This is a genomic window from Azospirillum agricola (genome assembly GCF_020005195.1).
GTDB lineage: Bacteria > Pseudomonadota > Alphaproteobacteria > Azospirillales > Azospirillaceae > Azospirillum > Azospirillum agricola.
The window spans coordinates 154,267-180,601 of sequence record NZ_JAIFZR010000004.1; the positions used below are offsets into that span (position 1 = coordinate 154,267).

Genomic DNA, 26,335 nt, shown 5'->3' on the forward strand with positions numbered 1-26,335 from the left:
GACGGCCTCACAGGGAGGGAACACGATGAAGCACCGCCTCGCCACCCCCATCGCGACCGCCGCCACCGGCCTGCTCCTGACGCTGGCCGCCGGCATGACCGCCAGCGTCGCGCTGGCCGCCGGGCCGACCGTCGGCGTGTCCTGGTCCAACTTCCAGGAGGAGCGCTGGAAGACCGACGAGGCGGCCATCAAGGCGGTGATCGAGAAGGCCGGGGGCACCTACGTCTCGGCCGACGCGCAATCCTCGCCGGCCAAGCAGCTGTCCGACATCGAATCGCTGATCGCCCGGGGCGCCACCGCGCTGATCATCCTGGCGCAGGACGGCGACGCCATCCGCCCGGCGGTGGAGAAGGCAGCGGCGGAGGGCATCCCGGTGGTCGGCTACGACCGGCTGATCGAGATCCCGTCGGCCTTCTACATCACCTTCGACAACAAGGAGGTCGGCCGGTTGCAGGCCCGCAGCGTCTTCGCCGCCAAGCCCAAGGGCAATTACGCCTTCATCAAGGGGTCCTCCACCGATCCCAACGCCGACTTCCTGTTCGCCGGCCAGATGGAGGTGCTGAAGGAGGCCATCGACCGCGGCGACGTCAGGAACGTCGGCGAGGCCTACACCGACAAGTGGCTGCCGGCCATCGCCCAGCAGAACATGGAGCAGATCCTGACCAAGACCGGCAACAAGGTCGATGCGGTGGTCGCCTCCAATGACGGGACGGCGGGTGGTGCTGTGGCGGCGCTGGCGGCGCAGGGGCTGGCCGGGTCGGTGCCGGTGTCGGGCCAGGACGGCGACAAGGCGGCGCTCAACCGCATCGCGCTCGGCACCCAGACCGTGTCGGTGTGGAAGGACGCGCGCGAACTGGGCCGCCGCGCGGCGGAGATCGCCCTGGAACTGGCCGGCGGCAAGAAGATGAGCGCCATCGACGGCGCGACCAGCTTCAACGGCGGGCCGAAGAAGCAGACGATGACCTCGCTGTTCCTGACGCCGATCGCCATCACCAGGGACAACCTGAACCAGGTGATCGACGCCGGCTGGGTGACGAAGGACGTGGTCTGCCAGGGCGTCAAGAAGGGCGCGGTCAAGGTCTGCGACTGATGGCCGAGCCGTCCGCCCTGTCGTCCCCGCCGCCTCGGACCGAGGCGCCGGGGGACGTGCCGGCCGCCACGGCCGCCGGCCGTTCCGGCATCGGCGACACCCTGCGCGCGCTGGAGCTGGACACGAGGCTGGTCGGGATGATCGGCGCGCTCGCCGTCATCTGGATCGGCTTCGACGTCCTGACCGGGGGTGCCTTCCTCACCCCGCGCAACCTGTGGAACCTCTCGGTGCAGGCGGCGTCGGTCGGGGTGATGGCGACCGGCATGGTGCTGGTCATCGTCACCCGCAACATCGACCTGTCGGTCGGCTCGATCCTGGGCTTCACCGGCATGGTGGTCGGCGTGTTGCAGGCGCGGCTGCTGCCGGAGCTGTGGGGGTTCGACCACCCCCTGACCTGGGCGGCGGCGGTGGCGGCCGGCATCGCGGTCGGCGGGACGGTCGGCGCGCTGCAAGGGGCGATCGTCGCCTATCTCGGCGTGTCGTCCTTCATCGTCACGCTCGGCGGGCTGCTGGTCTGGCGCGGGGCCGCGTGGTGGGTGACGACCGGCCAGACCGTGGCGCCGATGGACGGGCTGTTCAAGCGGCTGGGCGGCGGCTTCGAGGGCGCCATCGGCGCCGGGCCGAGCTGGCTGGTCGGGGTGGCGGCGATCGCGCTGGCGGTCGCCGCGCTGCTGCTGACCCGGCGGCGGCGCGCCGGCTTCGGCTTCCCGGTGCGGCCCTTGTGGGCGGAGGCGGTGGTGATCCTGCTGGTGGCCGCCGCCATCGTCGGGTCGGTGCTGGTGGTCAACGCCTACCCGCTGCCGCCGCCCGTCGTGCGGCGGATGGTGGAGGCGCAGGGGCTGTCGACCGACGGGCCGCTGCCGCCGATCGCCCACGGCTTCGCCATCCCGGTGCTGATCGCGCTGGCGGTGGGCGTGGCGGTGACCTTCCTGGCGAGCCGCACCCGCTTCGGCCGCTACGTCTTCGCCATCGGCGGCAACCCGGAGGCGGCGGAACTGTCGGGCATCAACACACGGCGCGTCCTGGTGATGGTGTTCGGGCTGATGGGGGCGCTGTGCGGCCTGTCCGCCTGCATCGCCACCGCGCGGCTGAACGCCGCCACCAACGCCAACGGCACGCTGGACGAGCTGTACGTGATCGCCGCCGCGATCATCGGCGGCACCTCGCTGGCCGGCGGCGTCGGCACCATCCACGGCGCCATGCTGGGGGCGTTGGTGATGCAGTCGCTCCAGTCCGGCATGGTGCTGCTGGGGGTCGACGCGCCGATGCAGAACATCGTCGTCGGCGTCGTGCTGGTCGCCGCGGTCTACATCGACACGCTCTACCGCAAAGGTGTGAAATGACGGAGGTCAGCCTGTCCGCGGCGGTGGCGCCGGAGCCGCCGGTTCCGCTGGTGGAAATGCGCGACGTGTCGATCGCGTTCGGCGGCATCAAGGCGGTGGACGGCGTCAGCATCGACCTCCACGCCGGCGAGGTGGTCGGGCTGCTCGGCCACAACGGGGCGGGCAAATCGACGCTGATCAAGATCCTGTCGGGGGCCTACGCCGCCGACCACGGCGAGATCCGCGTGAACGGCGAGCCGGTCCACATCGCCAGCCCGCGCGACGCCAAGCGCTGCGGCATCGAGACGATCTACCAGACGCTGGCGCTCGCCGACAACGTCGACGCCGCCGCCAACATCTTCCTGGGGCGGGAGAAGCTGACCGCCTGGGGCACGCTGGACGACCACGCCATGGAGGCGGAGGCGCGGGCGGTGATGGGCCGCCTCAACCCGCATTTCCGCCGCTTCAAGGAGCCGGTGAAGGCGCTGTCGGGGGGCCAGCGCCAGTCGGTCGCCATCGCCCGCGCCATCCATTTCGATGCCCGCGTCCTGATCATGGACGAGCCGACCGCGGCGCTCGGTCCCGCCGAAACCCGGCAGGTCGGCGAGCTGGTGAAGCAGCTGAAGCAGGAAGGCATCGGCATCTTCCTGATTTCCCATGACATCCACGACGTGTTCGATCTGGCCGACCGCATCCACGTCATGAAGAACGGCAAGCTGGTCGGCACGGCGAACGTGTCCGACGTGACCCAGGACGAGGTGTTGGGAATGATCATCCTCGGCAAATGCCCGCCGGGCGCCACCCCCGGTCCCGGAGCGATGGCCTGAGCGATGGCCTGACCGGGCGACCGCCCCCTTGGCCGACCGCCATGGTGCCATCGCCGGGTCAGGGTGCCTTTCCGGCCGATGCGGCTTCGTCCCCGGACCAGACCTGCACGGCGCTCACCCCGGGATGGTGCTCCGCGAGGAGGCGAGGCGCGAGGCGGTGCTTTTTCAACGCCTTCACCGGGCGTCATTCCGCCTGATACTGGCCCACCGCGTCACCAAGGAAGCCGTTGTTGCGTTCGCGCAGGCGCGCCGCCGTCTCGTCGTAGAGGAAGGGCAGGAAGGCGTAGCGTCGTCCGGACGTGACCGGCGTCACCTCGTGCAGCAGCGTGCCGGAGAAGACCACGGCACCGCCGGTGGGTGCCCGGTAGGTGCGGCGGCCATGCTCCGGGAAGCGCAACTCGCCCCCCTCGTGGTCCTCGGCGTTGAGGTTGATCGACACCGCGAAGCGCCGGTGGGCGGTGCCTCGGGTGGTGTTGTCGCGGTGGGCGCGGAAATGCCCGCCGCTCGCCGCGTCGTAACAGGCGACGATGTAGCGTTCCATCCGGGTCACGGCAAAATTGAACGCTTTGTGGATTTCCGGGACGACGCGCCGCTCGATCCGCCGGCAGGCGAGGGCGCGGACCTCCTCGTCCAGGATCGTATGGTCGTCCCGGCGCTTGTAGCTGTGGTCGTGGACCCCGACGGTCTTGCCATCCACCTCGCGCATGACGCCGGACTCCTCGCCGCCATGCCGGTCGTACAGGGCGATCAGCCGCCGGCACAGTTCGGGCTCGAAGACGCGGGGCAGGACCAGCACCGGAGCGAAGGCGGCCGTGTCGTCCGCCTCGGCCCTGGGCAGGCTGCGGATGAGCGCCCCCACCCGGTCGTCATGGTCCGGATCGGCGAAGTCGACGCGGGCGAAGACGCGGAAGGACGGGTCGAGGATCAGCGTCTGCGGCCAGGCCGCGGTCGTGCCGGCGTCGTCGGTCTTGCCGAGGGCGTCGCACAGCCGGCTCGCGGCGCCGTCGGGGTCCAGCAGGAAGCGGACACCGGGAATGCGGTCCCGGAGGCGGTCCCAGTCTCCCGGATCAAGCGACACCCCGAAAAAGGCGAGGTTGCGGTCGTCGAAGCGCTCGGCGTCTTCGAGCAGCGCGGCGAGCCGGCGGGCCACCCGTTCATCCCGGCTGGAGGGAAAGAAGCACAGCACGAGCCAGCGCCCGGCGGCGGTGTCGATCCGATACCGCGGGTTGCCGCGGCTGCGGGCGATGAACCAGGGCGCCGGGTCGCCCGGCTGCAAGAGAGCGGTCCGCACCGATGGCCTCCTTTGCGCGTCCATGGCGACCGAAGCTACGCAGGGACGCCGGGCGTGGCAACGAACGATGACGCCTCCGAAGCGGTTGTCCGATCAGGGGCGCCGGCAAGGGAGGGGCTGGTCACCTAGGGGCGTCAGGCCGGCGGGATTCCGGCGCGGCGCTTCCAGCGGTGCCCGCCGGGTCCGGATAGTGCCCGCCCAGCGTCTCCGACAGCCGGCGCCCGGCGGCCAGCAGCAGGGGCGCCATCACCGCCACCCGCTTCTCGGTGAAGCGGGTCAGCGGGCCCGACAGGGTCAGGGCGCCGATCAGCCCCTCGCGCTGGGAGAACACCGGCACGGCGGCGGCGCCGGTCTCGGACTCCCGCTCGCCGAAGGACAGCAGGGGCAGGGCGGCGACGTCGGCCGCCGACACCTCTCCGGCGAAGCGGGTCAGCGCGTGGCCGGCCGCACCCCGCTCCAGCGGCAGGCGGTCGCCCTCATGCACATGGTCGCGGATCGCCTGGGTGGAATCCTCGCGGAAGGCGCAGATGCGCCACGCCCCCTCGCGCCGGAAGAAGGAGGCGCTCTCACCGCTCTCGCGCATCAACTGGCGCAGCACCGGCCGGACATGGTCCTCCAGCCGCAGCGAGCGCTGGTAGAGCCCGCCCAGCCGCATCAGCTCCGCGCCGAGCCGGTAGGACTTGTCCTGGTGGCGGACCAGATAGCCGGCCTTCTCCAGCGACACGGTCAGCCGCAGGATGGTGCTTTTGTAAAGTCCGGTCCGCGCCGCGATCTCCGTCAGGCTGAGCGCGTGATCGCCCGCCTGGAAGCAGCCGACGATGCTCAGCGCCCGGTCGACCGCCTCCACTCCTCCGGCGGGGGCGGTGGCCGTGGTGGGCTTGGCATCGGTCATGGCGCGTCCTTCGGTGGCGGCAGCTTCGACGCGCTTTTGTCCCCGACCGCACCACCGGGCGTCAAGGTCGGTCGGCGCCGGAGGTGGCGCGTAGAAAGTTTGGACTCGAAAATATCGGGAGGGAAAAGGTTGGGGCTTGACACATTTTGCCCGCGCATGTTCTCTTAGATGAAACTTAGTTCTATCTAACAGAACTTTTGCGAGGCGAGGGTGGAACGCTACACGATGTTCATCGACGGGGACTGGTGCGATCCGGTCTCCAACGAATGGTTCGAGACGACGGAGCCCTTCTCCGGGGAGGCGTGGGCGCGCATCCCGCGCGGCACGCGGGCCGACGCCGACCGCGCGGTCGAAGCGGCGCACCGCGCCTTCCTGTCGCCGGAATGGGCCGGCCTGACCGCGACCCAGCGCGGCGCCCTGCTGCGCCGGCTGGCCGAGCTGATCGAGCGCAACGTCGAGGGGCTCGGCGCCATCGAGCAGCGCGACAACGGCAAGCTGATGGCCGAGGTCAGCGGGCAGGTGCGCAACGTCGCCCAGTGGTTCCACTATTACGCCGGGCTGGCCGACAAGGTGCAGGGCGCCGTGGTGCCGATCAACAAGGCCGACGTCTTCAACTACGTGAAGTACGAGCCGCTCGGCGTCGTCGTCGCCATCACGCCGTGGAACTCGCCGCTGGCGCTGACCACCTGGAAGATGGCGCCGGCGCTGGCCGCCGGGAACACCATCGTCATCAAGCCGTCGGAATACACCTCCGCCTCGATCCTGGAGCTGGCGCGGCTGGCGCAGGAGGCGGGGTTCCCGCGCGGCGTCGTCAACGTCGTCACCGGCTTCGGTCCGGAGGTCGGCGAGCCGCTGGTGCGTCATCCGCTGACCGCCAAGATCGCCTTCACCGGCGGCGACATCGGCGGCCAGAAGGTGAACGAGGCGGCGGCGCCGGGCTTGAAGAAGGTGACGCTGGAGCTGGGCGGCAAGTCGCCGAACATCGTCTTCGACGACGCCGACCTCGACCAGGCGGTGAAGGGCGCCATCTCCGGCGTGTTCGGCGCCTCGGGCCAGACCTGCATGGCCGGCTCGCGCCTGTTGGTGCAGAAGACCATTCACGACGCCTTCGTCGAAAAGCTGGTCGCGGCGGCCGGCGCGGCCGTCATCGGCGACCCGTCGCGGATGGAGACGCAGATCGGCCCGATCGCCACCCGCGCCCAGTGGGAGAAGATCCTGCGCATGATCGACATCGCGAAGGCGGAGGGCGCGGTCTGCGCGCTCGGCGGCCACGCCCTGTCGGGGCCGGAGTACGGCCAGGGCCAGTTCGTGGCGCCGACCATCTTCACCGGCGTGCGCAATGACATGCGCATCGCCCAGGAGGAGGTGTTCGGCCCGGTGCTCTGCGTCATCCCCTTCGAGGACGAGGAGGACGCGCTGCGCATCGCCAACGACGTCGAGTTCGGGCTGGCGGCCGGGGTGTGGACGCGCGACCTGCACCGGGCGATGCACTGCGTCGACCGGCTGCGCGCCGGGACGGTGTGGGTGAACAACTACCGCTCCACCAGCTTCACAACGCCGTTCGGCGGCTACAAGCGCTCGGGCCTGGGGCGCGAGGGCGGGGTCGAGGCGATCAAGGAATACCTCCAGACCAAGAGCGTCTGGATCACCACCAAGCCCAACCGCGCCAACCCCTTCGTGCTCGGCTGAGGCCAGGGCCTTCGGGAGCATTCCCATGTCAGACATAAGCATCGACGCCGCCACCGGCTGGTGGCGGACCTCGATCATCGACATCCATCCCGGCTCGATCCGGGTGCGCGGCTACGCCATCGAGGAACTGATCGGCACGATCGGCTTCCCCGACATGATCTGGCTGATGCTGCGCGGCGAGCTGCCGACACCGGCGCAAGGGCGGCTGCTGGGCGCGGCGCTGGTGGCGGCGGTGGACCACGGTCCCCAGGCGCCTTCCATCGCCACCGCCCGCATGGCCGCCACCTGCGGCGTCGGACTGAACAACGCCATGGCGTCGGGCATCAACGCGCTGGGCGACGTCCATGGCGGCGCCGGCCAGCAGTGCATGGAGCTGTACGCCGCCGTCGCCGCCCGCGTGGCGGAGGGTGCCTCCGTGGCCGAGGCGGCGGGGCGCGAGATCGCCGCCCGGCTGGAGCGGCGCGAGCACATCCCCGGCTTCGGCCACCGCTTCCATCCCGTCGATCCGCGCGCCGGCCGCCTGCTGGCGCTGGTCGAGGAGGCGAGGGGGGAGGGCGCCGTCACCGGCGAGACGGCCGTCCTCGGCCGCGCGGTCGAGGATGCGCTCGCCGCGCGCAAGGGCAAGCGGCTGCCGATGAACATCGACGGCGCCACCGCCGTGGTGTTCGCCGAACTCGGCTTCCCGGCCGGGCTGGGGCGCGGGCTGTTCGTGCTGTCGCGCTCGGTCGGCATCCTGGCGCACGCCTGGGAGCAGTCGCGGCAGGGCGGCCGCATCAAGGGGCCGATGCCGCCCTCCGTCCCCTACCGCTACGAGGGCGCCGCGCCGCGCCCGGTGCCGGGAGACGGCGCATGACCGACCATTCCGGCGACAAGCCGCTGCCTCTGGCCGGCGTCAAGATTCTCGATTTCGGCCACACGGTTATGGGGCCGTCCTGCGCGATGATCCTCGCCGATCTCGGCGCCGACGTGGTGAAGATCGAGCCGGTGCCCGACGGTGAGCCGACCCGTCATCTGAAGGGCTTCGGCACCGGCTATTTCGGCTATTTCAACCGCAACAAGCGCTCCGTCGCCGTCGATCTGAAGACGCCGGAGGGCCGAGACATCGCGCGGCGCCTCGTCGCCGAGGCCGACGTGCTGGTGGAGAACTTCGCCCCCGGCACCATGGAACGGCTGGGGCTCGGCGCCGAGGCGCTGGCACGGGTGAACCCGCGCCTGATCTACGCCAGCCTGAAGGGCTTCCTCAACGGCCCCTACGCCGACCGCCTTGCGCTCGACGAGGTGGTCCAGATGATGACCGGGCTGGCCTACATGACCGGCCCCAGCGGGCGGCCGCTGCGCGCCGGGACCTCGGTGGTGGACATCACCGGCGGCATGTTCGCGGTCATCGGCATCCTGGTGGCGCTGCGCGAGCGCGAGCGGACCGGCAAGGGCCAGACCGTCGAGTCCGCCCTGTTCGAAACCACGGTGTTCCTGATGGGCCAGCATCTCTGCTACGCCGCCCAGTCGGACGCGCCGATCCCGCCGATGCCGGAGCGCGTGTCGGCCTGGGCGGTCTACGAAACCTTCCACGTCGCCGACGGGCGGCCGATCTTCGTCGGCATCACCACCGACAGCCATTGGGAACGCTTCTGCGCGGTGATCGACCGGCCGGACCTGCGCGACGATCCGGAGTTCCGCACCAACAACGACCGCATCGCCGCCCGGCCGCGCCTGCTGCCGCTGCTGACCGCGCTGTTCGGCGGCCTGTCGATGGAGGACGCGGTGGCGGTGTGCGAGCGCGCCCGCATCCCCTTCGCCCCGATCGCCCGGCCGGAGGATCTGTTCGACGACCCGCATCTGCGGGCGACCGGCGGGCTGATGGCGACGACCCTGCCCAACGGGGTGCGGACCGCCCTGCCGCGCCTGCCGATCCACGTCGCCGACGCCGATCTGGCGATCCGCCGCGATCCCCCGCGCGTCGGCCAGGACACCCGCGCGGTTCTGGCCGAACTCGGCTACGGCCCGGCGGCGATCGACAGCCTGTGCGACAGCGGGGTCGTCGTGGCCGACAGCGCACCCGACAGCAACCAACAGCGCCTCGCGGGATGAACGCGGGACATGTCAGGAGACGACTGAGATGACGGAGGAAACCAGGATGGATCAGGCGGGCATCAGCGATCTGGTCATCGTCGGCTGTGGCATCGCCGGCCTGTCGGCGGCGGTGACGGCGCTCCAGGCCGGGCTGTCGGTCACGCTGCTGGAGCGGTCGCCGGAGGAGGAGTTCGGCGGCAACTCCCGCTGGACCGAGGCCTACATGCGGATGAAGAACGATTCCGAGATCGCCGACGATTTCGAGGAACATTTCGCCGCTAACGCCGGGCTGAACATCGATCCCAACGTGCTGGCCGCCGCCGCCGAGCCCTACGAGTACTGGCCCGACTACGTGAAGGCCCACCCCTTCCCCGATCCGGAGGTGATCGCCCGCTTCGCCGAGCGGGTGCCGCCGACCATCGGCTGGCTGAAGGAGTTCGGCCTGCGCTTCGAACCGCAGGCGATCTATCTGCTGACCCAGAACACCCAGCGCATCGCCGCGCAGGGCGGCGGCCTCGCCCTGATCGAGCGTCTGATGGCGGAGGCCAGGACGCTGGGCGCCCGCGTGCTCTACCGGACGACGGCGCTCGATCTGCTGCGCGACGAGCGGGGCCGCATCGGCGGCGTCCACGCCACCGGGCCGGACGGCCTGCGCGTCGCCATCCGGGGCCGTTCGACCATCCTGGCGTCGGGCGGCTACCAGGGCAATTCGGAGATGATGACCCGCTACATGGGCCAGCGCGCCAAGCATGTGCGGCCGGTGGCGCGCGGCGGCTACTACAACCGGGGCGAGGGCATCCGCATGGCGCTCGACGCCGGGGCGGCGCCGGCCGGCGATTTCGGCTCCTACCACGCCGAGCCGGTCGATCCGCGCTCCCGCCAGCCCGAGGCGGTGATCTTCATCTGGCCCTACGGCGTGCTGGTCAACAAGCGCGGCGAGCGCTTCCTCGACGAGGCGCCGGGCACCGCCGACGCCACCTACGACGCCATCACCCGAATCGTCGCCGACCAGCCGGACGGGCTCGCCTACGTCCTGTTCGACGACCAGGTGGAGGACATCCCGCGCTGGCGCGCCAGCATCCGCAGCGACGTGCCGGCCATCGAGGCGCCGACGCTCGACGCGCTGATCGAGAAGCTCGGGCTGCCGGTGGAGGCCACCAAGGCGACGGTCGCCGCCTACAACGCCGCCTGTCCGGCGGACGGAAGCCGCTTCGAGCCGACGCGGGTGGACGGTCTGGCGACGACCGGACTCTCGCCGGCCAAGACCAACTGGGCGCGTCCGCTGGTCAAGGGGCCGTTCCGCGCCTTCCCCATCGTGTCGGCCAACTGCTTCACCTTCGGCGGGCTGAAGGTGGACGTCGACGCCCGCGTGCTGGACGGCAACGGCCGGCCGATGCCCGGCCTCTACGCGGCGGGCGAGACGGTCGGGCTCTACCATCAGGTCTACACCGGCTCGACCTCGGTCCTGCGCGGCGCCGTGTTCGGCCGTCTGGCCGCCCAGCACGCCGCCGCGTCCAGGGACGACGGCTGACCAAATCCATAAGAACCCTCGGCCCATAAAAATTCGGGAGGACATCATGAACCGTTACGCCGTGACGGCGGCCGTCGCCGCCTGCCTGCTCGCCCAGACGCTTCCCCAGACGGCGGGCGCGCAAAGCGCCTACAGCGACGGCAAGATCAAGATCGGCGTCCTGACCGACCTGTCGGGCCAGCTCACCGACACCACCGGCCAGGGCTCGATCACCGCCGCGCAGATGGCGGTGGAGGATTTCGGCGGCGCCGTCAACGGCACGCCGGTCGAGCTGATCTTCTCCGACCACCAGAACAAGGCCGACGTCGGCGCCTCCACCGCGCGGCGCTGGTACGACGTCGATCAGGTCGACGCCATCGTCGACGTGCCGAATTCGGCCGTCGCGCTGGCCGTGCAGCAGATCACCAAGGAGGCGAACCGGATCGCCATCTTCTCCTCGCCGGCCAGTTCGGACCTGACCGGCAAGGCCTGCACGCCCAACGGCATCCACTGGACCTACGACACTTACGCGCTGGCCCATGTGACCGGCGAGGCGGTGGTCGCGGCGGGCTTCAAGAACTGGTTCTTCCTGACCTCCGACTACGCCTTCGGCCACGCGCTGGAGCGCGACACCGGCGCCGTCGTCCAGGCCCAGAAGGGCAAGGTGGCGGGCAGCGTCAAGATGCCGGCCAACAACGCCGACTTCTCCTCCTTCCTGCTCCAGGCCCAGGCGTCGCCGGCCGAGGTGGTGGCGCTCGCCACCGCCGGGGCCGACACCCAGAACGCCATCAAGCAGGCGGCGGAGTTCGGGCTCGGCCAGTCGGGCAAGAACATCGTGGCGCTGCTGCTCGCCATCAACGAGGTCCACGCGCTGGGCCTGCCGGCGACCCAGGGCGTCATGCTGACCGATCCCTTCTATTGGGACATGGATGACGAGACCCGCGCCTTCTCCAAGCGCTTCTTCGAGAAGCGCAAGGCGATGCCGACCTTCTACCAGGCCGGCGTCTACGGCGCCGTCGCCCATTACCTGAAGGCGGTCAAGGCAGCCGGCACCGACGCCGCGCCCACCGTCATGAAGACGATGAAGGCGACCCCGGTGAACGACTTCATGACGAAGAACGGCACGGTGCGCGAGGACGGCCGGGTGCTGCGCGACATGCACCTGTTCCAGGTCAAGACCCCGGCGGAATCCAAGGCGCCGTGGGACTATTACAAGCTGATCCGCACGGTCCCCGGCGACAAGGCCTTCCGCCCGCTCGCCGAGAGCGACTGCCCGCTCGTCAAGAAGATGTGACCGGGCGGGCGACGAGGCGCCGGGAAACCGGCGTCACCCGCGCCCGGTGTCACTCGCGTTCGGTGCGGGCCATGGCGTCGAAGACATGGCCCATCGCCAGCTTCATGTCGTTGAACACGGTGCCCGGCGACACGCCGAGATGCTCGGCGATCCGGGGATAGGACCAGCCCTCGACCCGGTTCAGGGTCCACACCCGGCGCGCCCGTTCCGGCAGCGCCTCCAGCGCATCCCTGAAGCTGGCGAGGCGCTCGCGTTGCAGGAGGCGATCCTCGGCCGAAGGGGTGTCGCTGGCGATCTGCAACGGATCGAAGCGGTCGGAAGGCGGGACTTCGAAGCGCTCCTGCGTCTTGCGGCGGCGGAGATGGTCGAGCGCCAGATTCTGGACCGTGCGGTGCAGAAAGGCGCCGATGTTGTCGATGGATCCCCGTTCCGCCGCCTTGTGCGCCCGCAGATAGCTTTCCTGGATCACGTCCTCGGCGGTCTGGAGATCGCGCACGATCCGCAGCGCCCGGCCGAGCAGCGAGGAGCGGTGATCGAGATAGATCGCGTCCAGACTTGCGGGCATCCTCGGCCTGTCGTCGCTTGCGGTCGTGGCTTGCGGGCAATACGGTGCGGCGAACCGTCGATCAACCCTTGCCAGATCGGCCGGCGGCACGCAACTGATTATTATTCGCATAATTGTGTCGAGAGAACGCGGGAAGCCGCGTCCGCCGATTGTGTCGTTCGCGTTCTGAAACGTCTAAGATGGCGATAGGCTCCAAACCAAGAGCGACGGAATGGCCCGCGTGGAACAGGAAAAGACGGCCGGGCCGGAAGCGGCCGGGTCGGGGGGCGCCGGACCGTACCGGCACGCCGACCCCGTCGTCGATGCGGCGCTCGACTGGTTCGTCGCCTTCCAGGGCGGCCTTTCCGACAGCGAAACCCTGGCCGCCTACCGGGCGTGGCGGGAGAGCGATCCCCGTCACGCGCAGGCCTTCGACCGGCTGGCGGCGATGAGCGGAATGTCGGAACTGCACGCGGCGACCCTTGCCGCCGCCCCGCCGCCATCCGCCGGGGCCGCGCCCGTTTCCCCTGCCGCTCCCGCGACCCTCGCTCCGTTCGTCCGTGCGGAAGGGGGGCGTTCCCGTTCGCCTTCGCGCCGGGCGGGATGGGGCGCGCGGTGGAGATCGCTGGCCGCCGCCCTGCTGCTTGCCGTCGTCGGCCTCAACCTCTACCCCGAGCTGATGCTGCGCTGGACCGCCGATCACCGGACGGCCGCCGGCGAACGGCGGGAGATCGCGCTGCCCGACGGGTCGCGGCTGACGCTCGACACCGGCTCGGCCGTCGCGCTGGATTTCGCGGAGGGGCGGCGCGGCGTGCGGATGCTGCGCGGCGAGGGCTATTTCGACGTGGTTTCCGATCCCTCCCGACCCTTCCGCGTGACCGCCGGCTTCAGCGCCGTCGAGGTCACGGGAACCGCCTTCGCGGTGCGCGCCGACAATGCGGCGGACTCGGTCGTGCTGGAGCGCGGCTGGGTGTCCGTCAGCCCGCTCGACGAACCGGGCCGGCCGGTGACGCTGGCGCCCGGCGACCGGGTGACGGCCACGGTGCTCGGCCTGTCGGCGGTGGCGCGGACGGATCCGGTCAACGCGCTGGCGTGGCGGGAAGGGCGCTACATCTTCCACCAGCAGCCCTTCGCCGCGGTCGTCGACAATCTTCGCCGCTACTATCCGGGACCGATCCTGGTGCTCGACCACCGTATGGACGGGGAGCGGGTGAGCGGCAACTACCGGCTGGACGACCCGGCCGCCGCCCTGCGGTCGGTGGCCGCCATCGCCGGTGTGCGGATGACCACCCTGCCGGGCGGGCTGATTGTTTTCGGCTGAACCCGATCTTTTTTTGTGAGGCCCCGCCGCCCCGCGCGTCTGGCGAAAAGGGGGTAGCCCGAGCGTTCGCGCGACGGCCGCCCCGACGACACCGGAAACAGGGGAGTTTTGGGGAATGCACGGCCGGACGGGTATGGTGGTTGAGGGTACGGCACGCGCGCGGACGACCGCCGCCCGGAGCATGCTGGTGGCGTTGATGGCCTCGACGTCGCTTGGCGGCGCCGTCCTTGGCGGCGCGCTCGGCGTCCTGGCGCTCGCCTCGCCGGCCGCCGCCCAGCAGGCGACGCCGGGCGCCGCCACCGCGAATCCCGCCGGCGGGCCGGTGGCCTTCGCGCTTCCGGCGCAGCCGTTGCAGGCGGCGCTCGACGCCTTCATCCGCCAGACCGGCTGGCAGATCGGCTATCCCAGCGCGCTGGCCGAGGGCCGCAGCTCCCGCCCGGTGACCGGCACCATGACCCCGGCCCAGGCGCTGGACACGCTGCTCGGCGGCACCGGCGTCGGCTACCGGATGACCGGGCCGGGCACCGCCACGCTGGTCCCGGCGCCGGCCGCGGCGGCACCGGGCGCCGTGCTGCTGGGGCCGGTCGCGGTGTCGGCCTCCGCCCTAAACTGGACCGGGGTCAGCCAGACCACCGTCACCCAGGAGGATCTCGACCGCAAGAATCCAAGCGACATCCGCGACGTCTTCTCCGGCGAGCCGGGAATCCGGGTCGGCAGCTCGATCCCGATGTCGCAGAAGGTCTATGTGAACGGCATCGAGGAAACCAACCTTGCCGTCACCATCGACGGCAGCCGCCAGAACAACAAGGTCTTCCACCACAACGGCACCACCCTGATCGACCCGGCCTTCCTGAAGGTCGCGCGGGTCGACGCCGGCGTGGCCCCGGCCGACGCCGGGCCGGGCGCGCTGGCCGGCTCCATCGCCTACGAGATGAAGGACGCCCGCGACTTCCTGAGCGGCGACGGGGTGGGCGCCTATGTGAAGTCCAGCTTCAACACCAACGGATCCGGCCTGACCACCGGCTTGTCTGGCTACGGCCGCCAGGGCGGCTTCGACGGCCTCGCCTACCTGACCTACGGCAAGGGCGGCAAGTTCAAGGACGGCAGCGGCCGCAAGGTGGACGGCACCGAGATCGACATGCTCAGCGGCCTGTTCAAGGGCGGCTTCGAGACGACGGACGGCAACCGCCTGCAAATCAGCTACGAGCGCATCCACGATGACGCCCCGCGCCCCTTCCGCGCCAACGTCGGCTTCATCTCCGGCCGCCCGGCCTGGGAGCCGCGCGTGCGCGACTACCAGATGGACCGGCAGAACGTCGTCCTGACCTACTCCACCACCCAGCCGACCGACCTGTGGAATCCGAAGGTCGTGCTGGCCTACGGCCGCACCGACGTGAAGACGCCGATCTACCTGCGCCCGGTGGCGCCCAGCACCGTGCCGGGCAGCTATCCGGGGGAGGGCGGCACCAGTTCCTTCAACGGCAAGGCCGAGAACGTCTTCACCTTCGGGATCGGCACGCTGACGGCGGGCACCGACTTCTATTTCGACCGCGGCAGTTACGAGGACCGGACCATGTCGGCGCGCGAGCGCGCCAGCAACGCCGGCCTTTACGCCCAGGCGCGGCTGACGCCGTTCGAGCGGCTGCGCCTGTCCTTCGGACTGCGCGGCGACCGGCAGGTCTTCGAGGGCACGACCGACCAGGAATGGACCAACAGCGGGGTCAGCCACAACCTCTCCGGCGAGTTCGACCTGATCCCGCGGCATCTGACCGCCAAGGCCGGCTACTCCCACAGCTGGGCCGGCATCCCGCTGGCCGAGAACTTCATCCTGAACCCGGCCTGGCGCTACGGCGCCGGCGGGCCGGAGCCGGTGACCGCCGACAACGTGACCGCCGGGCTGGAGGCCCGCTACCAGGGCTTCACGGTCGAGGGCCGCCTGTTCCAGACCAAGCTCGACGAGGCGCGCGCCGCGCGCTACGCCGTGGGCAGCGCGACGCTGGCCCATGACGTGAAGTCCAAGGGCTACGAGATCGGGGCCGGCTATGCCTGGGACGACGGGTTCGTCCGCGCGAAATACGCCGACATCGACGTGACCATCGACGGGCAGCCCGCCGACTCCGACACCGGCACCTATCTGGCGACGCCGATGGGCCGGGTCGTCACCGTCGGCGGCGCCCACACGGTGCGGAGCTGGAACCTGACCTTCGGCGCCGACGCGGAGTTCGTGTTGGACCTCACCAAGGTCCAGGCCGGGCAGCAGTCCCTGAAGGGCTACGAGGTGGTCAACCTGTTCGTCGAGCACCGGCTGCCGCAGTTCTCCAACCTGACCCTGCGCGCCGACGTGCGGAATCTCTTCGACGCCTCCTACGCCGACCGCGCCACCTACGGGCAGGAGTTCGGCACCGTCACGCCGCTGCACCAGCCGGGCCGCTCGTTCCTGCTCAGCGCCTCGGCGCGGTTCTGACCGTCCGGAGGGGGCCGTCCGCCGTGCCGTGCCGGAAGACGGGTCGATGCCGGGCCGGCAATCCGCTATTGTGGACGGGCGAAAGTCCGCAAAGGGTCGGTCGGCAGAGGGTCTGAATGCGCGTGTTGTTCCAGTTGGATCTTCCCAACGCCGATGGCAGCGTCGCCATCGCGCAGGCCGCCTGCCTGCGCGCGGCCGACCAGCTTCGGCTTGCGCCGGAAAAGCGGATGCGGCTCGAGCTGGCCGTCGAGGAGGTGGTGGTCAACGCCGTCCGCCACGCCTATCCGTCCGGCGTGTCCGGTTCGTTGCGGGTCACGGCCTCGGTCGAGGGCGCGGTGCTGACGGTCCGCGTCCAGGATTGGGGGCTTCCCTACGATCCGTCGGAGATCACGCCCTTCTCCGTGGAGGACCCCCAGCTGCGGGGGCTCGGCCTGCATCTGGCGTGGCGCTGCTGCGACGAGGCGGTCCTGCGGAATCTCGGGCGGGATGGCAAGGTCTTCGACCTGCGCTTCCGCCTGCCGCCGTCGCCGGTGCCCGTTCCCGAGCCGGCCGTCGAGGCGGCGGCCGTGCCGGCCGCGCGTGGAGCGGGCAGAGTGGAGGCTGACGTGCGCCTCTTCACCCCCGCGGACGCTCCCGGTGTCGCCCGCTGCGCGTGGCTCGCCTACGGCTACAGCAAGCCGGACGACCATCTGTACGATCCGGTGGAGTTGGCGCGGCTCAACCGTGACGGGCTGATGGTCGGCATCGTCGCGGTCGGTGGCGACGGCGAGGTTGTCGGCCATGCGTGCCTGGATCTGTCGGGGAACCCGCTGGTTCCGGAATTCACGGATCTGGTGATCGTGCCGGCGGCGCGCGGCAACCCGGTGCTGCTCGGCCGGATCCTGCAACTCGGCTACGACACGGCGGTCGCCCGCGGCTGCCTGGGCGTGCTCGTCAACGCGGTGACGGCGCACACCGTCTCCCAGCGCGGCGCCCTGCGGTTCGGCGGCGTGCCGATCCAGGTGCATCTGGCAAGCGTCAGCCCGGAGTGGGACCTCACGGCGGGCAGCGGGAAGGAGGCCGGGGCGAGCGCCGGGGGAAAGGCCGCCGTCCGCCAGTCGGAGATCGCGCTCTACTGCCGGAACCGGACCGGCGAGCCGCGCCTGCTCCATTGCCCGGAGCGGCATCGCGCCATGCTGCGGTCGATCTTCGCCGCCTTCGACGAGCCGGTGACCATCGCCGACGCGGTGCCGCCGGAACCGGCCTCCCTTCCGCCGGCGTCGGATCTGCTCGTCGAGAGCGGCCTGCTCGCCTGGGGGCATGTCCTGATCGACGTTCAGGCCTATGGGCAGGATCTGATTCCGTCGGTCGCCGCCTTCCTGCGCCGTTTCTGCCAGGACGGGGTGGCGACCGTGCTCCTGCAACTCCCCCTGGGGGACCCCGCGACGCCCGCGATGGCGGACCGGCTCGAAAGGCTGGGGTTCAGCTTCGCCGGAATCTTTCCGCAGGCGGTCCGCAAGGCCGGCGCCCCGGAGAAGGATGCCGGGCCGGCCGACCCCGATCACGACCGGGCGACCGACATCATCCTCTTCCAATACCTGAACAACGTCTCCATCGATCCGGGCAGCGAGCGGATCGTCAGCGCCTGCCAGCCGCTTTACGACTATGTCGTGGCCGAGCGCCGGCGGGTCGACCGGGAATTCTACGCCTTATCCGGCGTGGAGTAGGGCGAGCTGGCCTCAGCCCCGCTTCCACACCGTCGTTTCGATGAAGCGGCTGGCGAGGAAGCGGTAGGTCTGCTTCTGCAACTGCTCCATCTGGCTGGACCGCTCCATCGCGATGTGGTCCCAGCCGTTCAGCAGATCCTCCCATTCCAGGAGCTTGGCCCGCAGATCGTCGCGGATCTTGCGGATGAACTGCACCGTGGCGTGGAAGTCCTTCAGGGCGCCGACGATGTCGCCGGTCTGGGCGTCGGCCTGGTCGAAGATCATGTCGTATTCGCGCAGCGGCTTGCGGATCAGCCCCTGCATCCGGTTGACCTCGCTGCAAAAGGTGCGGTCGGTCCGGTAGACCGTCGTCAGCTTGCCGAGCTTGGTCTCGATCTTGCCGATGTGCTTGAAGCGGTCGCGCAGCGCCTCGATGTAGGACAGCTCCTGCGCCAGATCGTCGATGCGGCCGCCGACGATCTCCTCGGCCTTCTCGGTGATCTTGAGCCTTGCGGCGATGCGCTCGATCGCGGCCTTCATGCGGGCCTGGGTCTGGGGGTCGTCGAGCAGCTGTTCGAGCTGGTCGGCGTCCGAGACGATGATCTCGTTGCCCTTCACCGACGAGGCGACCTGCATCATCAGCCGGCCCTTGGCCAGCTTGCGGTGGCGCTCCTCGACCGACCAGGAGGCGCGGCCGTCCAGCAGCTCTCCCGGAATCTGCTCGCCGGGGCGGATCTGCTTGACGTAGGCGAGGCCCTGCTCGACCACCTCCAGCAGCCGGTCGTCGTGGCTGCCCTCCTCGATCTGGAAGGATTCCTGGATGGTCGGGAAGGCCAGCGCCGCCTTGAGATCGCCCAGCGTGATGTTCAGCACCGGGTCCTTGCTGGTCGGGTCGGCGCAGAAGAAGGCGCCCGGCAGGCTGAACACCTTGTGCTGGAAATCGAAATGGGTGTCCCGCATCGGCTGGACCAGCCGGTCCTCGTCGGTCGCCTTGGCCGTCGCCTCGGCGTTGATCTCCCCGTCGGAGACGGCCGGTTCGGGGCTGTTCTGGTCGTCGTCGCTGGACACGTCGGTCATCGTCCCTGCTGGCATCGTCTCTGGAATGACGTTTCCCAACGGGAAACACGGCGGCGCGGAGAGTGTCGCGGTCGCCGCCCGCCGCCGGGCCGGTCGCCGCACCGGGCAACCCTACAGCAGATCGCGCAGGCGGAACCAGAGCATTGCGAGGACCAGGGCCGGGGTGCGGAAGCGCCGCCCGCCGGGGAAGGGGATGTTGGGGATGCGGGTGAAGACGTCGAAGCGTTCGGCGGTGCCGCGGATCGCCTCGGCCATCACCCGGCCGGCCATGCCGGCAAGCGCCACGCCGTGGCCGGAATAGCCGTGGGCGAACAGCACCGTCGGCGACAGCCGGCCGAGATGCGGCATGCGGTTCATCGTGATGGCGACCTGACCGCCCCAGAAATACTCGACCTTCGCGTCGTGCAGGGCCGGGAAGACCGCCAGCATCTTGTTGCGCATGGCGTGGCGCAGTCCCGGCGCGTCCATCCCCGAATAGCTGACCCCGCCGCCGAACAGCAGCCGGTGGTCGGCCGAGCGGCGGAAATAGTTCAGCGAGAAGTTCATGTCGGAGACGGCGATGTTGGTCGGGATCAGCGCGGCCGCGCGCTCCGCCCCCAGCGCCTCGGTGGCGATCAGGTAGGTCGCCACCGGCATGACGGTGCCGGCCAGCGGCGGCGCCACCCCGCCGAGATAGGCGTTGCCGGCCAGCACCATGTGCCTGGCCCGCACGAGGCCCTTGTCGGTGCGCGCCCAGGGCTCGGCGCCGCTGTCGATGGCGGTGACGGCGCTGTTCTCGAAGATCCGCACCCCGGCGGCGGCGGCGGCGCGCGCCAGCCCCAGCGCGTAGTTCAGCGGGTGGAGATGCCCGCTGCCCTCGTCGAGCAGGCCGCCGACATAGGCGTCGGTGCCGACCTGTTCGCGGATCCCCTCGCGGTCGAGGCGCCGCACCCGGCCGTAGCCGTAGCGGTCGCGCATCTCGCGCTCCATCGCCGTCACGTCGTCCATGTGGCGCGGCTTCAGCGCGGCGTAGGCGAAGCCCCAGGTCAGGTCGCAGGCGATGGCGTGGCGCCCGACCCGTTCGGCGAGCTGGGCCTTGGCCTCCTCGCCGAAGTCCCACAGGCGGCGGGCGTCCTCGGCGCCGACCCAGCGCTCGATGGTCGCCATCGGCTTGTTGTAGCCGGTGATGATCTGGCCGCCGTTGCGCCCCGACGCGCCCCAGCCGCAGCCGTGGGCCTCCAGCAGCACCACGTCGAAGCCGCGCTCGGCCAGCTCCAGCGCGGTGGTCAGCCCGGTGTAGCCGCCGCCGACGACGCAGACGTCGCAGCGCAGTTCGCCCTCCAGCGCCGGGTGGGCGGGGTGGGGGTGGGCGCTGGCGGCGTACCAGCTCTTCAGGTAGGAGGCTTTCGGCATGGCGGCAGTTAGGCGCGCCGCCCCGGCCCGGTCAATGGGGTGCTTTGGGGGACTTCGCGAAAACGGACAGGTTCCACGAAACCGTCATCGGAACCCTCTGGCGCGGATTCCCGAAACGGCGTCATAGTGTCGCTGTCGATCACAGAACGGAGGGGACTGCCCTTCGCCCGGCGCGGTCCGCCAATCTCATGGGTTTTATGGAAGACTTCATCAAAAAGAACCGCATTACCGAAGTCGAATGTCTTGTGCCCGACATGTCGGGAATCGCCCGGGGGAAGATCGTCCCCGCCGAGAAGTTCATCCGCATCCTGCGCGACCGTGGCCTGCGCCTGCCCGAGGCGATCTTCGTCCAGACCGTCACCGGCGAATTTCCCGACGACGAGGACATCACGTCGGACGAGAATTCCGACATCTACATGATCCCTGACGAGCGCACGATCCGCTTCGTGCCCTGGTACGAGGAACCGACCGCCCAGGTCATCACCGACTGCGTCTACGCCGACGGCCGCCCGGTCGACGTCTCCCCCCGCCATGTCCTCAAGCGCATCCTCGCGCTGTACGAGGAGCGGGGCTGGAAGCCGATCGTGGCGCCGGAGCTGGAATTCTTCCTGGTCCAGGTGAACAAGGATCCCGACTACCCGCTGGTCCCGCCGATCGGCCGCAACGGCCGGATGGAGAGCGGCCGGCAGGCCTTCGGCATCGACGCCGTGAACGAGTTCGACCCGGTCTTCGAGGCCGTCTACGATTTCTGCGAGGCGCAGGACATCGACATCGACACCCTGACCCACGAGGCCGGGGCGGCGCAGATCGAGATCAACTTCAACCACGGCGACCCGCTGGAGCTGGCCGACCAGGCCTTCCTGTTCAAGCGCACGGCGCGCGAGGCGGCGATCCGCCACCAGATCTACGCCACCTTCATGGCCAAGCCGATGCAGGGCGAGCCGGGCAGCGCCATGCACATCCACCAGTCGGTGGTCGATTCGGTGACCGGGCGCAACCTGTTCGCCGAGCCCGACGGGTCGGACAGCGCGCTGTTCATGGCGCACATCGCGGGCTTGCAGAAATACCTGCCCTACGCGATGCCGCTGCTGGCGCCGAACGTGAACTCCTACCGCCGGCTGGTGCCGAACTCCGACGCGCCGATCAACGTGCATTGGGGGCGCGACAACCGCACCACCGGCCTGCGCGTTCCGGTCTCGCCGCCCGACGGCCGCCGGGTGGAGAACCGCGTCGCCGGGGCGGACGCCAATCCCTATCTGGCCATCGCCGCGTCGCTCGCCTGCGGCTACATCGGCATGACCCAGAACATGGAGCCGAACGACCCGATCAAGGGGTCGGCCTACCGGCTTGCCTTCACCCTGCCGCGCCATCAGAGCGAGGCGCTCAGCAAGTTCAACGCCTGCAAGCCGTTGAAGGAGATTCTGGGCGAGCGTTTCATCGACGCGGTCACCTGCGTGAAGGAGGCCGAGTACAAGGCCTACAACCGGGTCATCAGCTCGTGGGAGCGGGAGAATCTGCTGCTGAACGTCTGAGCGCGGTCTTTGCTGCGGATGCGTCGCGAACCTCCACCCAAACCATTGACAACGCACCCATGCGTGGGTGCAATAACGCCCGCGTTGGGTACGCCGTGGGGACACGCGACGCCACCCTGAATGACAACGAACAGGTCGGGGCTTCTCAATGAAAAAACTCGCTCTCAGCCTCCTCGGTGCGGTCGCGGCGGTCGCCATCGCCGGTCCGGCGCTGGCCCAGGCCAAGAAGCCGGTCAACATCTACATCTGGAACGATTATCTGGGTGAGACGACGCTCGCCGACTTCTCGAAGGCTACGGGAGCCGAGACGAAGGTCGACCTCTACGACAGCCTGGAGTTGCTGGAGCAGAAGGTCCTGGTCGGCAAGTCGGGCTACGACGTGATCGTCCCCACCGCCGAGCCCACCCTGTCGCGCCTGATCCAGGCCAAGGTCGTCGGCCCGCTCGACAAGTCGAAGATCCCCAACATCAAGAACCTCGACCCGAAGGTCCTCAAGCTGCTGGAGAACTCCGACCCCGGCAACAAGTTCGCCGTGCCCTATCTCGGCGGCACGGTCGGCATCGCCATCATCCCGGAGAAGATCAAGGCGGTCGCCCCCGACGTCCCGCTCGACAGCTGGGACCTGATCTTCAAGCCGGAGGTCGCCAAGAAGGTCGCCGCCTGCGGCATCACCGTGATGGATTCGGCCATCGACGTCATTCCGTCGGTGCTGAACTACCTCGGCCTCGATCCGAATTCCGAGAAGAAGGAGGATCTGGAGAAGGTCGAGAAGACGCTGATGGCGGTCCGCCCCTACATCAAGCAGTTCGTCACCGGCCAGAACATCAACATCCTGGCGGGCGGCGACGCCTGCGTCGTCATGGCCTACAACGGCGACGCCATCCAGGGCGCCGCCCGCGCCGAGGAGGCCAAGAGCGCCAAGGTCGAGTACGTCACCCCGAAGGAGGGCGTGCAGGTCTGGTGGGACACGCTGGCGGTGCCGGCCGACGCGCCGAACAAGGAGGGCGCCTACCAGTTCATCAACTTCGTGCTGGACCCGGCGAACACCGCCAACATCTCCAACACGGTGCGCTACGCCAACGCGGTTCCGGGCTCGCTGGCCACCGTCGCCGACGACATCAAGGGCAACCCCGGCATCTTCCTGCCGACCGACAGCGCCATCAAGCTGTTCTCCCTGAAGTCGATCAAGCAATCGACCGACCGCGCCCGCACCCGCGTGTGGACCAAGGTCAAGACCGGCAAGTAAGCCGACCCGCATGACGCGCTGTTGCGCCCCGGCCGATCCTCCGCAACGGGGAACGGCCGGGGCGTTGCCTTGAAGGGGCTCCGTCGAGCCCCGCCCTGCCCTGATTGAAGGACCCCGGATGGCCGGTCAGCCGATTCGCAAGCCCACCCGCCTGGAGCCCTGGCAGGACGCCGGGCAGGCGCCCTATGTCCGGATCGAGAAGGTCACCAAGACCTTCGGCGATTTCGTCGCGGTGGATGAGGTCAGCCTGTCGATCTACCGGAACGAGTTCTTCGCCCTGCTGGGCGGCTCGGGCTCGGGCAAAACCACGCTGCTGCGCATGCTGGCGGGGTTCGAGCAGCCGACCGAGGGCAGGATCTTCATCGACGGCGTCGACATGGCCGGCATCCCGCCCTACGAGCGGCCGGTCAACATGATGTTCCAGTCCTACGCCCTGTTCCCGCACATGACGGTCGAGCAGAACGTCGCCTTCGGCCTGAAACAGGACAATGTGCCGAAGGCCGAGATCCGCGACCGGGTGGCGGAGATGCTGGGGATGGTCCAGCTCTCGGCTTTCGGCAAGCGGCGCCCGCACCAGCTTTCCGGCGGCCAGCGGCAGCGCGTGGCGCTGGCCCGCTCGCTGGTCAAGCGGCCGAAGCTGCTGCTGCTCGACGAGCCGCTGGGCGCGCTCGACAAGAAGCTGCGCGAGAAGACCCAGTTCGAGCTGGTCAACATCCAGGAGAAGCTCGGCGTCACATTCATCGTCGTGACCCACGACCAGGAGGAGGCGATGACCATGTCCTCGCGCATCGCCGTGATGAACCACGGCGTCATCGCGCAGGTGGGCACGCCGACCGAGATCTACGAATACCCGCACAGCCGCTTCGTCGCCGAGTTCATCGGCTCGATCAACATGTTCGAGGGCCGTGTCGTCGAGGCGAGCGGCGATCATGTGCTGGTCGCCTCGGAGGAGGCCGGCTGCGAGTTGCACATCAGCCACGCCACCCCGGCCCCGGCCGGCTCGCCGGTGGCGGTCGCCATCCGGCCGGAGAAGATCGCCCTGTCCAAGGAGCCGCCGTCCAGCGCCGATGGCGCCGCCGGCCGCAACGCCGCCAAGGGCGTGGTGCGCGAGATCGCCTATCTCGGCGACGTGTCGATCTATCTGGTCGAGCTTCCCACCGGCAAGACGGTGCGTGTGACCGCCCCCAATGTCACCCGGCGCACCGAGATGCCGATCACCTGGGAGGACGAGGTTTATCTGAGCTGGCGGCCCTTCGCCGGCGTGGTGCTGGCGCAATGAGGGGCGCCGTCTCCGTCCTGGCGGCGGTCCTCGGCCGGATCGGGCTGTGGGGGCGCGGCGTGGTCGTCGCCATTCCCTTCCTGTGGCTGATGCTGTTCTTCCTGGTGCCCTTCCTCATCGTCTTCGGCATCAGCTTCTCGGAATCGATCATCGCCCAGCCGCCCTACGCGCCGCTGGTCGAATGGCTGACCGACGAGGACGCCGGGACGAACAAGCTTCAGATCCTGCTGAACCTGACCAACTATCTGCGGCTGACCGGCGACGACCTCTACATCCTGGCCTATCTGAACTCGGTCAAGATCGCGCTGGTCACCACGCTGATGTGCCTCGCCATCGGCTACCCCATGGCCTACGCCATCGCCAAGGCGCCGCCGGCCCGGCGCGGGCCGCTGATGATGCTGGTGATCCTGCCCTTCTGGACCAGCTTCCTGATCCGCATCTACGCCTGGATCGGCATCCTCAAGGGCAACGGCGTCATCAGCAATTTTCTGGAATGGACCAGCCTGACCAGCGGCCCGGTGGAGATCCTCTATTCGGACTGGGCGGTCTACATCGGCATGACCTACTGCTACCTGCCCTTCATGGTGCTGCCGCTTTACTCCACGCTGGAGAAGATGGACCCGACCCTGCTGGAGGCGGCGGCCGACCTCGGCTGCCGGCCCTTCAAGGCGTTCCTCAAGGTAACGCTGCCGCTGTCGCTGCCCGGCATCGTCGCCGGCTCGCTGCTGGTCTTCATTCCGGCGGTCGGCGAGTTCGTGACGCCGGAACTGCTGGGCGGCCCCGACACGCTGATGATCGGCCGCGTGCTGTGGAACGAGTTCTTCGCCAACCGCGACTGGCCGGTGGCGTCGGCGGTGGCGATCGCGCTGCTGCTGGTGCTGGTGGTGCCGATCATGATCTTCCAGCATGTCCAGGGCCGCGAGGCGGAGGGGCGGTGATGAAACGGTTCGGTTTTCTGGCCTGGGCGCTGTGGTTCGGCTACGCCTTCCTCTATGTGCCCATCGCCCTGCTGGTGATCTACTCCTTCAACGAGTCGCGGCTGGTGACGGTGTGGGGCGGCTTCTCGACCAAATGGTACGGGGAACTGCTGAACAACGAGGCGCTGCTGTCGGCCGCCGCCCTGTCGCTCCAGGTGGCGGCGGTGTCGGCGACCCTGGCGGTCGTGCTGGGCACCTGCGCCGGCATGGCGCTGACCCGCTTCGGACGGTTCCGGGGCCGCACCCTGTTCGGCGGCATGATCACGGCGCCGCTGGTCATGCCGGAGGTCATCACCGGCCTGTCGCTGCTGCTGCTGTTCGTCGCGCTGGAGCAACTGATCGGCTGGCCCGACGGGCGCGGCGTCACCACCATCACCATCGCCCACACCACCTTCACGGCGTCCTACGTCGCGGTGGTGGTGCAGTCGCGGCTGGCCGGCATGGACGGCAGCCTAGAGGAGGCGGCGATGGATCTGGGCGCCCGACCGGCCAAGGTCTTCTTCGTCATCACCCTGCCGATCATCGCTCCGGCGCTGGTCGCCGGCTGGCTGCTGGCCTTCACCCTGTCGCTCGACGACGTGGTGGTGGCGAGCTTCGTTTCAGGGCCGGGATCGACGACGCTGCCGATGGTCATCTTCTCCAGCGTCAAGTTCGGCATCAGCCCGCAGATCAACGCGCTCGCCACCCTGATGGTTCTGGTCGTCGCCCTGGGCATCCTCGTCGCCAGCGTCGTCATGGCCCGGCAGGACCGCCAGCGCAAGCGGGACGAGCAGATGGCGCTCCAGACGGGGTGATCCGTTCGGGTGTTTCGGCTTCGCCTCCCCTGTCCATCC

The 26,335-nt window shown here is 69.5% G+C and carries 21 protein-coding genes; 16 read left to right on the forward strand and 5 right to left on the reverse strand.

All coding sequences use genetic code 11. From position 1 onward, the window contains the following. Window positions 1–25: 25 nt before the first annotated feature. From xylF to JN22_RS09690, 3 genes are read left to right on the forward strand one after another with little or no spacing between them, the layout of a single operon-like run. Window positions 26–1,090: a D-xylose ABC transporter substrate-binding protein gene (gene xylF / locus JN22_RS09680; RefSeq protein ID WP_211099623.1), complete on the forward strand. Its 1,065-nt coding sequence runs from the start codon at window positions 26–28 to the stop codon at window positions 1,088–1,090. Then, complete coding sequence (locus tag JN22_RS09685; RefSeq protein WP_085553741.1) at window positions 1,090–2,433, forward strand: sugar ABC transporter permease; 1,344 nt, start codon at window positions 1,090–1,092, stop codon at window positions 2,431–2,433. Before xylF ends, JN22_RS09685 begins: the two co-directional genes overlap by 1 nt. Next, on the forward strand, window positions 2,430–3,239 hold the full coding sequence (locus JN22_RS09690; protein ID WP_085553742.1) for an ATP-binding cassette domain-containing protein: 810 nt from the start codon (window positions 2,430–2,432) through the stop codon (window positions 3,237–3,239). Before JN22_RS09685 ends, JN22_RS09690 begins: the two co-directional genes overlap by 4 nt. A gap of 184 nt (window positions 3,240–3,423) precedes the next feature. Here the strand turns inward: JN22_RS09690 and JN22_RS09695 are convergent, their stop codons facing one another. Continuing rightward, window positions 3,424–4,530: a 2OG-Fe(II) oxygenase gene (locus tag JN22_RS09695; protein ID WP_211099624.1), complete on the reverse strand. Its 1,107-nt coding sequence runs from the start codon at window positions 4,528–4,530 to the stop codon at window positions 3,424–3,426. Between the two features lie 121 nt (window positions 4,531–4,651). After that, on the reverse strand, window positions 4,652–5,422 hold the full coding sequence (locus tag JN22_RS09700) for an IclR family transcriptional regulator (RefSeq protein WP_085553744.1): 771 nt from the start codon (window positions 5,420–5,422) through the stop codon (window positions 4,652–4,654). A gap of 210 nt (window positions 5,423–5,632) precedes the next feature. Between JN22_RS09700 and JN22_RS09705 the strand changes: the two genes are divergently transcribed. Genes JN22_RS09705 through JN22_RS09725 form a run of 5 tightly spaced genes read left to right on the forward strand, consistent with a single transcriptional unit; the run spans window position 5,633 to window position 11,985 of the window. Next, window positions 5,633–7,111, forward strand: a complete 1,479-nt coding sequence (locus tag JN22_RS09705) for an aldehyde dehydrogenase (protein ID WP_085553745.1) — start codon at window positions 5,633–5,635, stop codon at window positions 7,109–7,111. Between the two features lie 25 nt (window positions 7,112–7,136). Further along, window positions 7,137–7,964 carry a citryl-CoA lyase gene (locus JN22_RS09710; RefSeq protein WP_085553746.1) on the forward strand — a complete coding sequence of 276 codons (828 nt, stop codon included), beginning with the start codon at window positions 7,137–7,139 and terminating at the stop codon, window positions 7,962–7,964. After that, the gene (locus tag JN22_RS09715) at window positions 7,961–9,199 is read left to right on the forward strand and encodes a CaiB/BaiF CoA transferase family protein (RefSeq protein WP_085553747.1); all 1,239 of its coding nucleotides are present in this window, start codon (window positions 7,961–7,963) and stop codon (window positions 9,197–9,199) included. Before JN22_RS09710 ends, JN22_RS09715 begins: the two co-directional genes overlap by 4 nt. Before the next feature lie 28 nt (window positions 9,200–9,227). After that, the gene (locus tag JN22_RS09720) at window positions 9,228–10,712 is read left to right on the forward strand and encodes an FAD-dependent oxidoreductase (RefSeq protein WP_211099625.1); all 1,485 of its coding nucleotides are present in this window, start codon (window positions 9,228–9,230) and stop codon (window positions 10,710–10,712) included. 46 nt (window positions 10,713–10,758) lie between these two features. Next, window positions 10,759–11,985, forward strand: a complete 1,227-nt coding sequence (locus tag JN22_RS09725; RefSeq protein WP_085553749.1) for an ABC transporter substrate-binding protein — start codon at window positions 10,759–10,761, stop codon at window positions 11,983–11,985. 49 nt (window positions 11,986–12,034) lie between these two features. On the opposite strand, the gene JN22_RS09730 is transcribed toward JN22_RS09725, so the two are convergent. After that, window positions 12,035–12,550, reverse strand: a complete 516-nt coding sequence (locus JN22_RS09730; protein WP_085553750.1) for an RNA polymerase sigma factor — start codon at window positions 12,548–12,550, stop codon at window positions 12,035–12,037. A gap of 211 nt (window positions 12,551–12,761) precedes the next feature. On the opposite strand from JN22_RS09730, the gene JN22_RS09735 reads away from it, so the two are divergent. From JN22_RS09735 to JN22_RS09745, 3 genes are all read left to right on the forward strand, one after another. Beyond that, the gene (locus tag JN22_RS09735) at window positions 12,762–13,850 is read left to right on the forward strand and encodes a FecR family protein (protein ID WP_085553751.1); all 1,089 of its coding nucleotides are present in this window, start codon (window positions 12,762–12,764) and stop codon (window positions 13,848–13,850) included. 115 nt (window positions 13,851–13,965) lie between these two features. Then, the gene (locus tag JN22_RS09740; RefSeq protein ID WP_085553752.1) at window positions 13,966–16,314 is read left to right on the forward strand and encodes a TonB-dependent receptor; all 2,349 of its coding nucleotides are present in this window, start codon (window positions 13,966–13,968) and stop codon (window positions 16,312–16,314) included. 116 nt (window positions 16,315–16,430) lie between these two features. Further along, entirely contained in the window at window positions 16,431–18,020 is a 1,590-nt protein-coding gene (locus JN22_RS09745) for an ATP-binding protein (RefSeq protein ID WP_085553753.1), read from the forward strand. Window positions 18,021–18,032: 12 nt separating this feature from the next. Here the strand turns inward: JN22_RS09745 and JN22_RS09750 are convergent, their stop codons facing one another. Then, window positions 18,033–19,076 (reverse strand): hypothetical protein, encoded by a 1,044-nt coding sequence (locus tag JN22_RS09750; protein WP_085553754.1) that lies wholly within the window; start codon window positions 19,074–19,076, stop codon window positions 18,033–18,035. A gap of 111 nt (window positions 19,077–19,187) precedes the next feature. Then, window positions 19,188–20,468 (reverse strand): NAD(P)/FAD-dependent oxidoreductase, encoded by a 1,281-nt coding sequence (locus JN22_RS09755; protein WP_085553755.1) that lies wholly within the window; start codon window positions 20,466–20,468, stop codon window positions 19,188–19,190. A 188-nt stretch (window positions 20,469–20,656) separates the two neighbouring features. Here JN22_RS09755 and JN22_RS09760 point away from each other — a divergent pair, with 188 nt between their 5' ends. The 5 genes from JN22_RS09760 to JN22_RS09780 all read left to right on the forward strand — a co-directional run bounded on the left by JN22_RS09760 (window position 20,657) and on the right by JN22_RS09780 (window position 26,296). Beyond that, a complete protein-coding gene (locus JN22_RS09760) occupies window positions 20,657–22,000 on the forward strand; it encodes a glutamine synthetase family protein (RefSeq protein ID WP_085553756.1) in 1,344 nt (447 codons plus the stop codon). Window positions 22,001–22,148: 148 nt separating this feature from the next. Further along, window positions 22,149–23,246: an extracellular solute-binding protein gene (locus JN22_RS09765; RefSeq protein ID WP_085553757.1), complete on the forward strand. Its 1,098-nt coding sequence runs from the start codon at window positions 22,149–22,151 to the stop codon at window positions 23,244–23,246. A gap of 118 nt (window positions 23,247–23,364) precedes the next feature. Beyond that, a complete protein-coding gene (locus tag JN22_RS09770) occupies window positions 23,365–24,525 on the forward strand; it encodes an ABC transporter ATP-binding protein (RefSeq protein ID WP_085553758.1) in 1,161 nt (386 codons plus the stop codon). Next, the gene (locus JN22_RS09775; RefSeq protein ID WP_085553759.1) at window positions 24,522–25,463 is read left to right on the forward strand and encodes an ABC transporter permease subunit; all 942 of its coding nucleotides are present in this window, start codon (window positions 24,522–24,524) and stop codon (window positions 25,461–25,463) included. The genes JN22_RS09770 and JN22_RS09775 overlap by 4 nt, the downstream gene beginning before the upstream one ends. Next, the gene (locus tag JN22_RS09780) at window positions 25,463–26,296 is read left to right on the forward strand and encodes an ABC transporter permease subunit (protein WP_085553760.1); all 834 of its coding nucleotides are present in this window, start codon (window positions 25,463–25,465) and stop codon (window positions 26,294–26,296) included. The genes JN22_RS09775 and JN22_RS09780 overlap by 1 nt, the downstream gene beginning before the upstream one ends. The last annotated feature ends 39 nt before the right edge of the window (window positions 26,297–26,335 follow it).